We start from the raw sequence: 15,262 nt of genomic DNA, 5'->3' as shown, positions 1-15,262 counted from the left end.
TACCCCCAGTAGCTCATCGTCAGTGAGGCGGCGCTCGGGGCCGTGATCGACGGAGGAGGTAGCTGCACTTGAGGCCCCCCGGTTCACATGCGCCCCAGAGATACGCATGCCGCGCTTTACCTTTCCCATTTTTCACAGCAACGTCAAGGCCGTTGCGCGCACGATGTCCAACTAAGCGATCTTTGCCGGACATTGAAGTGTGTGAGTGTGATGTAAAACCTAGACATCAGGCGCACATCCGGGCACACAAAAAGACAACTGCCGCCGGAGGGGCGGCAGTTGCCTTGTCGACAAACTTACTTCTCCTGCTGCTTGCGCCAGCGAATTCCGGCCTCCAGGAACCCGTCGATCTCGCCGTTGAACACGGCCTCGGGGTTGCCGACCTCGTAATCGGTGCGCAGGTCCTTGACCATCTGGTACGGGTGCAGCACGTACGAACGCATCTGGTTGCCCCAGGAGTTGCCGCCGTCGCCCTTGAGGGCGTTCATCTTGGCCTGCTCCTCCTGGCGGCGCCGCTCGAGGAGCTTGGCCTGGAGCACGTTCATCGCGGTCGCCTTGTTCTGGATCTGCGACCGCTCGTTCTGACAGGAGACGACGATGCCGGTGGGGAGGTGGGTCAGGCGCACCGCGGAGTCGGTGGTGTTCACGCCCTGGCCGCCCGGTCCCGACGACCGGTACACGTCCACCCGCAACTCGGACTCGTCGATCTCGATGTGGTCGGTCTGCTCGACCACGGGAAGGATCTCGACGCCCGCGAACGAGGTCTGGCGGCGTCCCTGGTTGTCGAAGGGCGAGATCCGGACGAGCCGGTGGGTGCCCTGCTCGACGGAGAGGGTGCCGTAGGCGTACGGGATCTGCACGGCGAAGGTGGTCGACTTGATGCCGGCCTCTTCGGCGTACGACGTCTCGTAGACCTCGGTCTTGTAGCCGTGCTGCTCCGCCCAGCGCAGGTACATCCGCTGCAGCTTCTCGGCGAAGTCGGCGGCGTCGACGCCACCGGCCTCCGCGCGGATGTTGACAAGTGCCTCGCGCGCGTCGTACTCACCGCTGAGCAGCGTGCGGACCTCCATCTCGTCCAGCGCCTTCTTGACGGCGACGAGCTCGGACTCGGCCTCGGCCTTGGTGTCCGGGTCGTCCTCCTCCTCGGCCATCTCGAAGAGCACGGAAAGATCGTCGATCCGCCCGCGCAGCGTCTCCGCCTTCCTGACCTCGGCCTGGAGATGGGAGAGCTTGCTGGTGACCTTCTGCGCCTCGTCCGGGTTGTCCCACAGGGACGGCGCGGCCGCCTGCTCCTCGAGCACGGCGATGTCTGCCCTCAGCTTGTCGAGGTCCAGAACGGCCTCGATCGACTCCATGGTCGAGGAGAGGGACTTGAGCTCTTCGGATACATCGACGACTGCCACGCCTCCAGCCTAACGGCTCCGCCAAGCGGGGGGCGCCGGTGCGGTCGTCGTCCGCAGAGGCTCCGCCCCCGGGCCCTGTTCTTGGCTCACCTCTTGTCCGACCGAGTCGGGTGGTGGGTGGCACAGGCCGGGGGTCCAGGGGCGGGCCCCCTGGGACTCAGGGTGTCGCCGGGGACGAGTTCCGGCTGTCCTGGGGCGTGCCGGGGTCGTCGCCCGAGGTGGCCGCCCACGTGCCGACGCCCGCCGCGGCGACCAGCAGCAGCGCAGCCACACCCAGCACGACACGCCGTCGCCGCGTGGCCGCCCGGTGCCGGGCGGAACCGGGCCGGGGGGCGCCCGCGGCCCGAGGCGCACGGGCGGTGCCCCGCGCACCCCCGGCCAGCTCGTCCGGCGCCGGCACCCTCATCGACGTATGCGTGTCCCGGTTGGAGTCGGCCGGCTTCGCGCCCGGTACCAGCGGCACCGCACCCCGCCGCCGTACCGGCGCCGAGGAGGCCGGCTCGTTGGAAGGCGGCGCCTCGCCCGTGTCCTCCTCGGCCTCGGTGTCCGGCTCGTCCACGTCCAGCGGCGGCATGCCCGCCAGCATCGGCAGCAGCTCCCGCAGCCGTGCGCCCAGCTCGGAGGCCCGCAGCCGGGAGGCCGGCGCCTTGGCCAGGCACTGCACGATCAGCTGCCACAGCTCGTCCGGAATGCCGGGGAGGGGGACGACCGTCTCCGTGACGTGCCGGCGCAGAACCGCACCCGGGTGTCCCCCGCCGAACGGCGTGAAGCCCGCCAACAGCTCGTACAGGACCGTCGCCAGCGCGTAGATGTCCACCGAAGCCCGTGGCGGCAGGCCCTCCACGATCTCCGGTGCCAGGTAGTCCGGAGTGCCGATGATCTTCGTTGCCCGGGTGCGCCTCGGCGAATCGATCAGCTTCGCCACGCCGAAGTCGGTCAGCAGCGCCGGATGGGACCCGCCGGGGCCCAGCGGGCCCTGCATGTCCAGGAGGACGTTCTCCGGCTTGACGTCCCGGTGGACGACCCCGGCCGCGTGCGCCGCCGCCAGCCCGTCCGCCACGTCCGCCACGATCGCGACGGCCGCCTCGGGCGCGAGCCGCTTCTCCCGGTCGAGCCGGGTGCGCAGGTCGGTGCCCCGGACCAGGTCCATGACCAGCGCGAGGTCGTTGCCGTCGACGACCAGGTCGCGCACCGAGACCACGTTCGGATGGTCCAGGCCGAGCAGGGCCGTGCGCTCCTGCACGAAGCGTCCGACGAGCTCCTGGTCGGACGCGAGGTCCTCGCGCAGCAGCTTGACGGCGACGGGTCCTGCGGGCCCTTCGCCCAGCCACACCGAGCCGGCACTGCCCCGCCCCAGGATCTGGTGGGCGGTGTACCGGCTGCCGATCTTCCGTGCCAAGGCTGCTCCTACGGACGCGTGTTGCCGACAAAGCTACGCGTCGGAAGAGCCAACCTTCACCGCGGAGACAGAAATCACCCGCTGGGTGTCGACAAATCCCCAGAGTCGCCCGGCCCCGGGGTCACTACTGGCCGGACGAGCTCCCGCTCAGGTCCCCGATCCACCCGGTCACCGTGGTGAAGAGGTCGCTGATCTCCTGCCAGTAGCTCTTGCCCGTGCCGATCCACTCCTGCAACGGGCTCAGCTCCCACACCAGCCAGCCCGCGACGAACAGGATGACGATCGTGAACAGGCACCCCTTGAGGCAGCCGAGCCCGGGGATCTTCATCGGGTTGGCGCTGCGCTGCCGCCGCTCACGGGGCTCACGCCGGGGGCGCTCCGGCTCCGGCTGCGGGGGCGGCGCGTACCGCTGCGGCTGCGGCTGCTGACGTCGCTGGGGCTGCTGCTGTGGGGCGTACTGCTGCGGCTGTTGCTGCTGCGGGTTGCCGTAGCCACCGGGCTGCGGTGGCTGTGCGGGCCGCTGCTGCTGAGGTCGCGGCTGCTGTTGCGGCCGGGCGACCTGCCGCTGGGGGCGGCGGCGCAGCGGGTCCTGGCTGGGGTCGAGGTACTGGACCTGCGTCTGTTCGTTGCGGTCGCGGGCGGCGCGCAGCTGGTTCTGCCAGGGGTGCGGGTCCTCGGGCCTGCCGGGCTGCTGCCCCTGCTGGTGCTGCGGCACCGGCGGCATGACGGCGGTGGGGTCGGCGGCACCCGAAGGGCCACCGGGCCCGCCGGTGTGCGGCATGACGCTGGTGGCGGCGTTCGGGTCGTACGCGCCCGCGCCGTGCGGCAGCACCTGTGTCGGGTCGGCGGCGCCGGGCACGCCCGGGACGGCCGCCGGGGCCGGGTCGGGTCCGAGCAGCGCGCCGACCGCCTCCGCGGCGGCGATCTGCGCGGAGTTGGCGTGCACGCCGACACCCTCGGCGACGGTGCGCAGAGCGCGCGCGAGGTTCTCGGCGCTGGGGCGCTCCTCGGGGTTCTTGCGCAGGCAGCGTTCGATGACCGTCCAGAGCGGGTCGGGGACCGTGGACGGGCGGCGCGGCTCGGCGCTGAGGTGCTGGTGGAGGACTTCGAGGGCCGAGCCGCCGCCGAACGGGGGACGGCCGGTGACCAGCTCGTACATCAGGATGCCGGCGCCGTAGATGTCGACGGCGGAGGTCTGCGGGCGGCCCTCGGCGGACTCGGGCGCGACGTACGCGGGCGTGCCGACGAACTCGTGGGTGCGGGTCAGGCCGGGCGAGTCGGCGAGGCGCGCGATGCCGAAGTCGGTCAGCATCGGGTGCATCTGGCCGCCGTACTGCTTGAGCAGGACGTTCGCCGGCTTCAGGTCGCGGTGGACGACGCCGTCGGCGTGGCTGGCGGCGAGCGCGTCGGCGATCTGCGCGGTGAGCAGGGCGGCGCCGACGGGTGTGAAGGGGCCGTTCTCGCGCAGGTAGCGGTGCAGGTCGGGGCCCTCGACGAGGTCCATGACCAGGGCGAGCAGATCGCCCTCGACGACCAGGTCGCGCACCCGCACGATGTTCGGGTGGGTCAGGCGGAGCAGGACGGAGCGCTCGCGCATGAACCGCATCACGATGTCGGGATCGCTCGCGAGCTCCTCCTTGAGGACCTTGATCGCGACGGTCTCGCCGGGCTGGCCCTGCACGGCCGCCTCGGCGCCCGCGGTCTCGCGCTGGCGGGCTCGCCAGACGGTCCCCGTCGCGCCGCGTCCGAGCGGCTCCTCGAGGAAGTACTTGCTGCCTACCGGCCGCACGTCATGCGCTCCCTGTTGCTGGCGTTGCTGGCTTACCTGCTTGCTTGGCTGACCCCTGCACGGGTGTCCGGCGTGCTATGGGTGTTCCGACCCACTGTAGTGCCGCTGTCCGGAACACCGCGGTGTCGTCATTCTGTGCGTCTTACGTACCGGTTCCCGTGCGCGTTCGAAGGAAAGACGCACGACTCGATCCCGTTGGTTGCCGCAGCCGCGCGTGACCGATCTCAAGTGGTCACGGGTCGGGCACTGGTCAGGCACTTTTGCGGGCAGAGCCGACCAATCAAGATCATTTGATGATGGGCGGCGGGCGCTTTGTCAGTGGCAGGTGCGAGGATGCCTCCTGTACTGGCCGACGTGCTCGTGGTGGTGGGGAAGTCCGTGGCGTGGGACCGCGGAGCGGCTTCGTCCTCGCCCCCGGGTGCCCGCGCAGAAGGGACCGCTGACGGCGATGCAGATCCGGCTGACCGTCGTAGACCCGCTGGGGTCGCCCGATCGGGCCCAGAGCCGCACCGCGAGCTGCGACGTGCTGGTCACCGCGCCCGCGGGCACCGCTCTGGCCGCGGTGGCGTCGGCGCTCGCCTCGGCGGTCCCCGCGGACGCGGGCGCCCCGCCGGAGCGGAGCCGGGAGGCCGGAGGCGGCCCGGTCGTGCTGTACGCCGGTGCGGAGCGGCTCGACGCCCAGCGCTGCACCCTGGGCGAGCCCCCGCTGATCGACGGCGCCGTGCTGTCCCTGGGCGCCCCCGGCGAGCCGGAGGCGCATCCCGAGCTGGACGACGCGCCGACCCAACTCCGCGTGGTAGCGGGTCCGGACGCGGGCGGGGTCCATCTCCTCCACGGCGGTCAGATCCACATCGGCCGCTCCGCCGACGCCGACGTCCCGCTCGACGACCCCGACGTCTCCCGCCTGCACTGCGCGGTGACGGTCGGCCCCGACGGCCGCGTCTCGGTCGCCGACCTCGAGTCCACGAACGGCACCTCACTGGACGGCGCACGAGTGGGCACCCGCCCGGTCCGTCTCACGCCGGGTGCGCTACTGCGGATCGGCGAGTCGGCCCTGCGGCTGGCCCCGGCGGGCGGCCCGGGGGCACGCGTGCGGACGACTCCCGACGGGGAGGGGCAGGTGCGGGTGCCGACCGGCGGCGATACCGCTGACGGACCGGCGCAGGCTTCCGGGTCCGACGGCGAACCCGGCCCGTCCGGTTCCACCGCCCCGTCCGGTTCCTCCGGCCCCTCTGGGATGACGCATCACGCGTACGGCTCGGCGGGCTGGGGTGCCTCGACCGGCACCCCGGACACGCAGGGCCGCGGCCCCGTCGAACCACCGCTCGTCGTACCGGGCCAGGGCGGGGCACCGCCCATCGAGACCAGAGGGGCTCGGCCGTACGGCCGGACCAACGCCGTGCCTCGCGACGGCTCGGGCTCCGGCGACAGCGGGGCGACCCACGCCGGGCGGTTCGGCGTGGGCGCGGCGAACAGCGCCCCGGGCTCTGGGACCGGAGCCGTCGGGCAGACCCGCGAAGGCCCGTCCGGAGCGATCGCCGGCGACGGCGGACGAGCACACGGAGGCCCGTCCGGGACAAGCCGACCCGGCGACGCCACCCGCCCGATCAGCCAGGACGGCGGACGGCCCCGATCCGGCGCGTCCGACAACGCCCCGCACGGCACCCCTGCGCACGGCACACCTGCGAGCGACGGCCACGGACACAGCCGGGGCGACGAGGCCGACGACACCATGGACCCGGCCGCCACCCCCGGTTCCGGCCGCCGCAAAGGAACCCCCCTCCGCGGGACCGACGTACCGCCCGGCCTGCGCAAGCGCGGCGGCCTCTCGGCGTGGGCGCGCCGGCTGACCGGCGGGCGCGGCGAGCAGGAGACGGCCGGGGGCGGGACGTACGACGAGACCGGGGGCACCGCCTCCCCCGCAGCACAGACGGCACCCCCGGCCCCGCCCTCGCAGGCCCCCGAGACCTGGCCGGACCCGGCAGCCCTGCTACTGACCGCGCTGGGCCCCGGGCCCCGGCTGTGGGAGCGCGGACCGGGTCACCCGGAGGCGCTCACGGTGCGGCTCGGTACGGCGGACCGCGCGGCGCCCGACGGCTCGGGTCTGCTGCCCGCCGTTCCGGTGACCGCCGATCTGCGCGAGGCCGGGGCGCTCGGGCTTGCCGGACCCCGCGAGCGGCTCGCCGGGCTGGCCCGCGCGGTCGTCGCCCAGCTCGCCGCGCTGCACTCCCCCGACGCCCTGGAAGTCGTCCTGATCAGCGCGGACCGGTCCCGCCCCGTCGCGGAGCGCACCGCCGAGTGGTCCTGGCTGGGCTGGCTCCCGCATCTGCGCCCGGGACACGGCCAGGATTGCCGCCTCCTGCTCGCCTACGACCGCGAACAGGCCACGGCCCGCACCGACGAACTCCTCCGCCGGCTGGAGGACCACCTCACGGATGCCTCGGTCCCCGCCTCCTCCCGGCACAACACCCCGTCGTACGGCAGCGACGGGAGTGCCTCCGGCGACAACAGGTCACCCCGGGGTGCGAACCACCGCCCCTCCTGGGCCCGGGACGACGACACGGTGGACGGCGAGGACAGGGGCGGTTTCCGCGGGCCGTACACCGTGGTCGTCGTGGACGGCGATCCGGGAGGCGCCGCCGTGCGCGAGGCGGTGGCGCGGCTGGCGTCGGAGGGTCCGCGAGCCGGCATCCACGTGGTGTGCCTCGCCGAGACGGCACCCGCGTCACCCGCCTCTCCGGTGACGGAGACCTACGAGGCGGCCTGCGCGGCGGCACCGGCGTTCCGCGAGTGCGGTGCCGTGGCGCTGCTCAGCGGCGACGTGGCGACGGCACTGCGGCTGTTGCGGGTTGCGCGGCCGAGTACGGACGGTTCCGCCACGCGCGCCACGTCGGCCACCGCTGCCGCCCACACCACCCCTGTCGGCCCCGTGGGCCCCGTGGGCCACGGCACCGTCGCCGCCGTGGACGCCGTCTCGCTCGCCTGGGCCGAGCGGTTCGCGCGGGCGCTGGCGCCGTTGCGGCCCGCGGGCACCGCCGGTGAGCGGCACGCGCGCGTGTCGGCGCCGCTGCCCCAGGCGGCCAGGCTGCTGGACGAGCTGGGGCTGGCCCGGGCCACCCCGGCGTCGCTGATGGCCCGCTGGGCGGACGCGGCCGACGACAAGGAGTCGCTCGGCGGCCGGGCCTGGGCCGTGCTGGGGGCCGGACCGCGCGGCCCGGTCTGCGCGGACCTCGCGGCAGAGGGCCCGCACCTGCTGATCGAGGGCCCGGCGGGCAGCGGACGGACGGAACTGCTGCGGGCGGTCGTCGCCTCGCTCGCCGCCGCCGAGCGGCCCGACCGGCTGAGCGTGGTGCTGATCGACGGCCGGGACAGCGTGGGCACGGACGGCGGCGGACACGGCGAGGGCCTGCGCGTGTGTACGGACGTACCGCATGTCACCACCCACCTCACCGCCAACGACCCGGTGCGTATGCGGGAATTGGCCCAGTCCCTGAGCGCCGAGCTGAAGCGGCGCGCGGAGCTGCTCGGGCGGTCCGACTTCGCCGAGTGGCACACCGGGCGCGAGGTGTCCGGCCGCATCGTGGCCCAGCGGACGGCGTCGGCCCGCGGCGCGTCCGGCGTCGCTGAGCACACCGGTGACCTGGACTCCGCGCCCAGCTCGACCATCCGACTGCGCCCGGCGGCCGCCCGGCGCCAGGCGGAGACCGCCCCGCCCCTGCCCCGCCTCGTCGTGGTCGTGGACGACCTGGACGCGCTGGTCTCCCCCGCACTGGGCTCACCGGGCAGACCCGCGGCGGGTTCGGTGATACGCGCGCTGGAGGCCGTGGCCCGCGAGGGCGAGCGCCTCGGCGTTCATCTGGTGGCCGCGGCCGGCATCGGCGGCCGTACGGCCCAGTCGGACCCGGCACGGCTGGCCACCCTCCGCGTCACCCTCGACGTCCCCGCACCGGGCCCGGACGAGCCGGCACCGGGACGCGGCCGCCTGACCTGGGCGGACGGACGAGTGACCCCGTTCCAAGGAGGCCGCGTCACGGGCCGCATCCCGCGCACGGCGACCCTGCGGCCCACGGTCGTCCCCCTGGAGTGGGAACGGATGGGCGACCCGCCGACCCGACGCCCGGTTCGGGAGCTGGGCAACGGCCCGACGGATCTGGCTCTGCTGGCCAGCGCGCTGGAGCGGGCGGCACGAGAGGTCGCGGCGACCGAGGTGCCGTCACTCCTGTAGCGCCCGTTCGGCACAGTCCAGCCGCTCATGAGGTCCCCCCGTTCGAGCGAGGCCGGGAGCGGGGGAGCTTGAGCACGAGGGCGCTTTGGCCGATAGCGGGAGTCCGGGGGCGTCGGCCCCCGGTGGACGCGAGCCGCAACCCACCGCACCTGGTCACGAGGGGGTCACGATCCCCCGCTTGACACATGACGCGCTCTTGCCGCCCCCAACCCCCCGGGCGTAGACCAGATCGCAACGGGACAGCGCTCGAACGTTCGACGAGGCACGAAGAACGGGGCAGTGATGCGTAGCACGAGCAGTAGGAACCGGAAGAACAGGGCCGCGAAGACCGCAGCCGCTCTGGTGGCGGGAGCCCTCGCGCTCTCGCTGACGGCCTGCGGCGGCGACGACGACAAGAGCAGCGGCAGCGACACGACCGCCAAGGAGACCGGTACGGTCACCCTGCCCAAGCTGAACGGCAAGAGCCTGGAGGTCGCCGCCGTCTGGAGCGGCGCCGAGCAGGCAAACTTCAAGAAGGTTCTCGCGGAGTTCGAGAAGCGGACGGGCGCCAAGGTCACCTTCGTGCCCGCACAGGACCCGATCGTCAACTTCCTCGGCTCGAAGATCGCGGGCGGCCAGCCGCCGGACATCGCGATGCTCCCGCAGCCGGGCGCCATCAAGCAGGCCGTGGACAAGAAGTGGGCCAAGCCCGTCGGCGCCGGCGCCCTCAAGGAACTGCAGGAGAACTACTCCCAGGGCTGGCAGGACATCGGCAAGGTCGACGGCAAGCAGTACGGCGTCTACTACAAGGCCGCCAACAAGTCGCTGATCTGGTACAACGCCAAGGTCTTCGAGAACGCGGGGGCCACCGAGCCCAAGACCTGGGACGAGCTCCTCACCACCGCGCAGACGGTCTACGACTCCGGCGTCACCCCGTTCTCCGTCGGCGGCGCCGAGGGCTGGACCCTGACCGACTGGTTCGAGAACATCTATCTCTCCCAGGCGGGCCCGGACAAGTACGACCAGCTGGCCAAGCACGAGATCAAGTGGACGGACCCGTCCGTGAAGGACGCGCTGACCACTCTGGCGCAGGTCTGGGGCAAGAAGGACTATGTCGCGGGCGGCGCGGCCGGCGCACTGCAGACGGACTTCCCGGCCTCGGTGACGCAGGTCTTCACCGGCGGCGACCAGCCCAAGGCGGGCATGGTCTACGAGGGCGACTTCGCGCAGGTCAACATCGTCCAGGCCGGTGCGAAGGTCGGCACGGGCGCCAAGGTGTTCCCGTTCCCGGCCGTGGGCGACAACGCGCCCGTGGTCTCCGGCGGCGACGCGGCGGTGATCCTGAAGGACTCCGAGGCGGCGCAGGCACTGGCCACCTTCCTGGCCTCCCCGGACGCGGCGACCGTCCAGGCGAAGCTCGGCGGCTACCTCTCGCCGAACAAGAGCGTGCCGAACTCGGCGTACCCGAACGCCGTGCAGCAGCAGATGGCCAAGGCGCTGATCGCGGCCGGTGACGACTTCCGCTTCGACATGTCCGACCAGGCCCCGCAGGCCTTCGGCGGCACGCCCGGCAAGGGCGAGTGGAAGGCGCTGCAGGACTTCCTGAAGAACCCGACGGACATCGCCGGCACCCAGCAGAAACTGGAGGCCGACGCGGCTGCGGCCTACGGCGGCTGACGCGATGACGTCCGCCACGGCGGCAGGGGGCGCCCCGCCCCCTGCCGCACCCAAGTCGCGCAAGAGCGTGACCGGCACCCGCAAGAGCGTGGCAGCGCTGTTCCTGCTGCCCGCTCTCGTGCTGTTGGGCGCGCTCGTGGTCTACCCGATCGGGTACTCGGTCGTCCGCAGCTTCTACAACCAGTCCGGTGACGGCTTCGCCGGATTCGACAACTACGAGGCCCTGTTCACCGACGAGGGCATCCGTACGGCGCTGAAGAACAACGTCATCTGGGTGGTGTTCGCGCCGACGGTCGCCACCGCGCTCGGTCTGATCTTCGCGGTGCTGACCGAACGGGTGCGCTGGGGTACGGCGTTCAAGCTGGTCGTCTTCATGCCGATGGCGATCTCGATGCTGGCGGCGGGCATCATCTTCCGGCTGGTCTACGACCAGGACCCGGACAAGGGTGTGGCGAACGCGGTGTGGGTGGGCGTCCATGACACGTTCGCGGAGGCGTCCGCGTTCCCGAAGGCCCACCCTGGCCGCGATTCGCCGCTGGTGGCACAGGGCGGGGGCTTCGTCACCAAGGCGACGGTCCGCACCGGCGACACGGTCACCCTGCCCCTGGTGGGCGTCGCTCCCGAGCAGATGCCCGGCGACGCGAAGCGGGCCGAGGCGCCGCAGGCCGATCCGGGGAAGATCACCGGCACGACCTGGCAGGACTTCACCCGCGGCAAGGGTGTGGGCACGCTCGGCGCGCCCGACCCGTCCGAGGTCGGCTATCCCGGCATGAAGATCGAGGCGGTCAAGGACGGCAAGGTCGTGGCGTCCACGAAGGCCGCCGACGACGGCACGTTCACCTTGTCGGAGAAGGCGGACGGGGCCCAGCTCCGGCTCCCCGCGAGCAACTTCAAGGAGGCGTACAACGGCCTGGACTGGCTCGGCCCGTCGCTGGTCACGCCCGCGATCATCGGGTCGTACATCTGGATGTGGGCGGGTTTCGCGATGGTGCTGATCGCGGCCGGGCTGGCCGGGATGCCCCGTGAGCTCCTGGAGGCGGCCCGGGTGGACGGGGCGAACGAGTGGCAGGTGTTCCGCAGGGTCACGGTCCCGCTGCTGGCACCGGTCCTGGCGGTCGTCGCCGTCACCCTGATGATCAACGTCCTGAAGATCTTCGACCTGGTCTTCATCATCGCGCCGGGCTCCTCGCAGGACGACGCGAACGTCCTCGCGCTGGAGCTGTATCGCAAGGGCTTCTCCGAGGACCAGCCGGGCATCGCGAGTGCCATCTCGGTGTTCCTGCTCCTGCTGGTCATCCCGGTGATGTGGTTCAACGTCCGCAGGCTCAGGCGGGAGGTGCGGCGATGACGACACATGCCGACAGGCTCACCAAGAGGGCACCGGTCGAGAGCGTGAAGGCCAAGCGGTCCCTGGCCGCGCGCCTCGCCGAAGGCGTCAGCGGCGGTCTGCTGCGCGTGTTCCTCATCGTCGTCGGCCTGTTCTGGCTGGTGCCGACGATCGGTCTGCTGCTGTCCTCGCTGCGCCCGCCGCGGGAGATGGCCGCAAGCGGCTGGTGGGAGGTCTTCTCCAAGCCGTCCCAACTCACCTTCGAGAGCTACGACAAGCTCCTGCAGAACAGCGACATCACGAATTCGCTCGTCAACACCGTGCTGATCACCGTGCCGGCGACGGCCCTGGTCGTCGTGATCGGCGCGCTCGCGGGCTACGCGTTCGCGTGGATGGAGTTCCCGGGCCGCGACTGGTGGTTCCTGGGCGTGGTCGGCCTATTGGTCGTGCCCGTGCAGGTGGCGCTGATCCCGATCGCCGAACTCTTCGGCAAGCTCGGCCTGTTCGGCTCGATCTTCGGCGTGGTCCTCTTCCACACGGGCTTCGGTCTGCCCTTCGCGGTGTTCCTGCTGCGGAACTTCTTCGCGGAGATCCCCCGGGAGTTGCTGGAGGCGGCCCGACTGGACGGCGCCGGTGAACTGCGCCTGTTCGCCAGGGTCGTGATGCCGCTGGGCGCGCCGGCGATCGCGAGCCTGGGCATCTTCCAGTTCCTTTGGGTGTGGAACGACATGCTGATCGCGCTGGTGTTCTCCGACGCCGACAGCCAGCCGATCACGGTGGCGCTGCAGACGCAGGTCCGCCAGTTCGGCAACAACATCGACGTCCTGGCACCGGGCGCGTTCATCTCCATGGTGATCCCACTGGCCGTGTTCTTCGCGTTCCAGCGGCAGTTCGTGTCCGGCGTGATGGCGGGCGCGGTCAAGTAGGCGGCACGGAAACCCACTTCGGGGGCGGACCACACCGGTCCGCCCCCGTCGTTCGCCCACGATCACAATCCCCCACATGACGTAACCAGTCGTAACCAAACCACCCCATCGGCCGTTCCCGGGCAGAACGCCCGCGACGACCCTTGGATGTCCCCCTTGCCCAGGTTCAGTGTCATCGTCCCCGCGTACAAGGTTCAGGCGTACCTGCACGAATGCCTTGATTCGGTGCTCTCCCAGTCGTATCCGGATCTGGAACTGATCGCGGTCGACGACGGCTCACCGGACGCCTGCGGCCAGATCATCGACGAGTTCGCCGCCCGTGATCCGCGCGTACGCCCCGTGCACCTGCCCCGCAACGAGGGCCTCGGTCCCGCCCGAAACGCCGGTCTGCGCGCTGCGACCGGTGACTACCTGCTGTTCCTGGACGGCGACGACACCCTCACCCCGCACGCGCTGCGCGCGATCGCCGATCGGCTGAAGGAGACCGGCGAGCCGGACGTCCTGGTCCACGACTACGCGCGCACCGACTGGTCGGGCCGGACCGTCCGCAATGAGGCCGCGATGCAGCTCACCGAACGCGGCCCGGCACCCTTCGGCCTGGAGGACCGTCCGGGTCTGCTCAAGCTGCTGACGGTCGTCTGGAACAAGACGTACCGCCGGGAGTTCGTCGAGCACGAGGGCCTCATCTTCCCGCCCGGCTACTACGAGGACGTTCCGTGGACGTACCCGGTCCTGATGACGGCCGAGTCGATCGCGACCCTCGACCGGGTGTGCGTCCACTACCGGCAGCGCCGGCGGGGCAGCATCACCCGCACCACGAGCCGCCGCCATTTCGATCTCTTCGAGCAGTACGACCGGGTCTTCGCGTACGTCGAGCAGCGCCCCGAACTGGCGTGCTGGCGGCCGGTGTTGTTCCGCCGCATGGTCAACCACCTGACGGCGGTCTTCGCCCACCGCGAGCGGCTGCCGCGCGACACACGGGCCGAGTTCCTGCGCCTGGCCCGCGCCCACTGCCGTCGCCACCACGCCCCCGGCCACCCGGTCCCGCTGCGCTCCCGGCTGCGGCACACCCTCGTCCAGCTGGGCCTGCACCGCACGTTCCACGTCCTGCAACGGGCATCGGCCCTGCGCCGCCGTACCGTCAAGTCCGCCACCCGCCTGCTGAAGTCCGTGCGCATCGCGGCCCTCCGACTTCACTACCGCGTCCAGCGCCGCCTCCCCCTGCGCGCCGACCGCGCCCTCTTCGCCGCGTACGGGGGCCGCGGCCACGGCTGCAACCCCGGCGCACTGGAGACCGCGTTCCGGACCTACGCCCCGTACATCCGCACGTCCTGGGTCGCCCGCCCCGAGCACCACCACACGATCCCGACCGCCACCCGCCGCGTCGGGCCCGGCACGGTCGCCTACTGGACGGCGCTCGCCCGGTCGAAGTACCTGGTCAGCAACGTCGGCTTCGACCGCCGTCTGCTGAAGCGCCCCGGCCAGATCCTCCTCCAGACGCAGCACGGCACCCCGCTCAAGCACATGGGCCTCGACCTCCAGGAACGCCCGGCGGCCGCCCGCGGCACGGACTTCGCCGAGCTCCTGCGCGGCGTCGACACCTGGGACCACGTCCTGTCCGCCAACCGCCACTCCACCCTGACCTGGGAGCGCGTCCTCCCCGGCCGCTACCGCACGCTCGAGTACGGCCAGCCCCGCAACGACGTCTTCCAGCAGGCGACCCCCGCGGACGTGTCCCGGCTGCGCGAGACTTTCGGCATCCCGGCGGGCTCGGTCGCGATCCTGTACGCGCCCACCCACCGCGACCACCGCCGCAGCCAGCACCCCGCCCTCGACCTGGAGCGGGTCCTGCGCAGCCTCGGCCCCCGCTACGTCGTCCTGGCCCGCGCCCACCACGCCTACGGCGAACCCCTGACCGCCGGATCGGGCCGGGTCATCGACGTCACCGACCACCCGAGCGTCGAGCAGCTGTGCCTCGCCTCGGACGCCCTGGTCACCGACTACTCGTCGATCATGTTCGACTACGCCAACCTCGACCGTCCCATCGTGCTCCTCGCCGACGACCGGGAGGCGTTCGAGGCGGCCCGCGGCACCTACTTCGACCTGCGGTCCTTCCCGCCGGGCGCGGTCGCGCGCAGCGAGGACGAGCTGATCGACATCTTCGCCACCGGCCACTGGCGCGGCTCGCGCTCCACCCAGCTGCGGTCGGCGTTCCGCGAGCGGTTCTGCCCGTACGACGACGGGCGCGCCGCCGAGCGGGTCGTACGCCATGTGGTGCTGGGCGAGACGAACCTCCCGCCGGTCGTGCCGCTCGCCGAGCGTCACCCGGTGCCGTCCGCGGCGGCGGCCCTCGGTCGCTTTCCGCAGGCGGGCGTGCCGCAGCCGGCGGGGCCGCTGGACGGTGTGCCGCAGCTTGCCGGTTCGCCGGACGCTGTGCCGCAGGCGGCCGGTCCGCGGGTCGTCGCCGATCGCGTCTGAACGCCGTTACGGCCCCGGGGAGTTCCTATGCCCTCCAGGCCTTCGCGGCCGACCCCGAC

General features: G+C 72.2%; 8 protein-coding genes. 5 read left to right on the top strand and 3 right to left on the bottom strand.

Going from position 1 to position 15,262, the window contains the following annotated elements:
• Nucleotides 1-296: 296 nt before the first annotated feature.
• The 3 genes from prfB to ACFYO2_RS18080 form a co-directional block, all read right to left on the bottom strand.
• Nucleotides 297-1,403, bottom strand: coding sequence for a peptide chain release factor 2 (prfB, locus tag ACFYO2_RS18090; RefSeq protein ID WP_388349692.1), 1,107 nt, complete (start codon nt 1,401-1,403; stop codon nt 297-299).
• A 157-nt stretch (nt 1,404-1,560) separates the two neighbouring features.
• Nucleotides 1,561-2,802 (bottom strand): serine/threonine-protein kinase, encoded by a 1,242-nt coding sequence (locus ACFYO2_RS18085; protein ID WP_388349690.1) that lies wholly within the window; start codon nt 2,800-2,802, stop codon nt 1,561-1,563.
• Between the two features lie 124 nt (nt 2,803-2,926).
• Nucleotides 2,927-4,591, bottom strand: a complete 1,665-nt coding sequence (locus tag ACFYO2_RS18080; protein WP_388349688.1) for a serine/threonine-protein kinase — start codon at nt 4,589-4,591, stop codon at nt 2,927-2,929.
• Between the two features lie 448 nt (nt 4,592-5,039).
• Here ACFYO2_RS18080 and ACFYO2_RS18075 point away from each other — a divergent pair, with 448 nt between their 5' ends.
• The 5 genes from ACFYO2_RS18075 (at nt 5,040) to ACFYO2_RS18055 (ending at nt 15,203) form a co-directional block, all read left to right on the top strand.
• Nucleotides 5,040-8,816 (top strand): FHA domain-containing protein, encoded by a 3,777-nt coding sequence (locus ACFYO2_RS18075; protein ID WP_388350374.1) that lies wholly within the window; start codon nt 5,040-5,042, stop codon nt 8,814-8,816.
• A gap of 282 nt (nt 8,817-9,098) precedes the next feature.
• A complete protein-coding gene (locus ACFYO2_RS18070) occupies nt 9,099-10,472 on the top strand; it encodes an ABC transporter substrate-binding protein (RefSeq protein WP_388349686.1) in 1,374 nt (457 codons plus the stop codon).
• A gap of 4 nt (nt 10,473-10,476) precedes the next feature.
• Entirely contained in the window at nt 10,477-11,820 is a 1,344-nt protein-coding gene (locus ACFYO2_RS18065) for a carbohydrate ABC transporter permease (protein WP_388349684.1), read from the top strand.
• A complete protein-coding gene (locus ACFYO2_RS18060) occupies nt 11,817-12,725 on the top strand; it encodes a carbohydrate ABC transporter permease (RefSeq protein ID WP_388349682.1) in 909 nt (302 codons plus the stop codon). The genes ACFYO2_RS18065 and ACFYO2_RS18060 overlap by 4 nt, the downstream gene beginning before the upstream one ends.
• Nucleotides 12,726-12,881: 156 nt before the next feature.
• The gene (locus ACFYO2_RS18055) at nt 12,882-15,203 is read left to right on the top strand and encodes a CDP-glycerol glycerophosphotransferase family protein (protein WP_388349680.1); all 2,322 of its coding nucleotides are present in this window, start codon (nt 12,882-12,884) and stop codon (nt 15,201-15,203) included.
• The last annotated feature ends 59 nt before the right edge of the window (nt 15,204-15,262 follow it).

Source organism: Streptomyces sp. NPDC006602 (assembly GCF_042870385.1).
Lineage (GTDB): Bacteria > Actinomycetota > Actinomycetes > Streptomycetales > Streptomycetaceae > Streptomyces.
This window is presented reverse-complemented; position numbering and strand designations above follow the sequence as displayed.